The sequence below is a fragment of the Psychrobacter sp. 1U2 genome, from assembly GCF_051847575.1.
Genome location: NZ_JBPYDC010000737.1, coordinates 1 through 867, shown reverse-complemented (window position 1 = coordinate 867; position 867 = coordinate 1). Strand labels below are relative to the sequence as shown.

Below are 867 nucleotides of genomic sequence, written 5' to 3'. Positions count from 1 at the left end.
CTGGCGTGAGTCCAAGCTCTTTGAATTTTTTACTGATGTAATCTAAAACGTGTCTAGCATCACCATAATAAGGCTCGTTGTCTTCGGTATAAAGCCAAACGGGTAGCAAAGATGATGGTGCACTAGTGTTAAGAAGGGGATATGCTGCACGGCCTGTAGGACGAGCAATGGCATCTATATCACCATTGCATTGAGAAGACTCAATGACATCAGCACCCCATATGTCGACGCCTAAGATTGACAAGGGCAAACGGATGCTACCGTTCTGAGCTTTTTCCATTTGACTAAAAGGGATGCGCTTACCACGAAGTAAGCCATTAATATCACCTGCAGCCACATAGACATATTCAGTGTTGTTTGCAGATTCGACCATTCCATTGGTTGTCGTCATGTCTCTAATTCCTATTGATTTTCAAGATTTTTTGAGTTGTTGCTACTAAGCCTTTAGTAGCTGTTGTGTATCACTTTTTTATAAAGGTTATCGAAGATTTCAAATAAAACAGTGACTATAAGTGATGTCATAAATAAAGTTTATTGCCTCGTTACCAGTTACTGCTAAGCACGTTTTATTTATCTTCATCAATAATATTAATGCCTTAGTGTCTTTTTACATCACTATTTATCAATACGCTTAATGGATGAAATGTATCTTTTGTCTTACTGATGTCATTCAATATATGATTGAAATTTATATATGTCAATTACTATTTAAAACTATTAATAAGTAACTTATTATAACCATTATGGATACCGTAGCATTAATAATGAAGTTTATAGTTTACATTTTATGAGCGAGTATGTTAAATTTTAAGCCATTATAAGCTCATCCAATCTGAAGTTTTAGGTTCGGATGTTACATTCAAGGAA

1 pseudogene is annotated in these 867 nt (G+C 35.1%); it reads right to left on the bottom strand.

The annotated features are described in order from the left end of the window. Positions 1-391, bottom strand: a pseudogene (locus ACS8FD_RS18420) (glutamine synthetase); the annotation flags it as partial. Positions 392-867 lie beyond the last annotated feature (476 nt).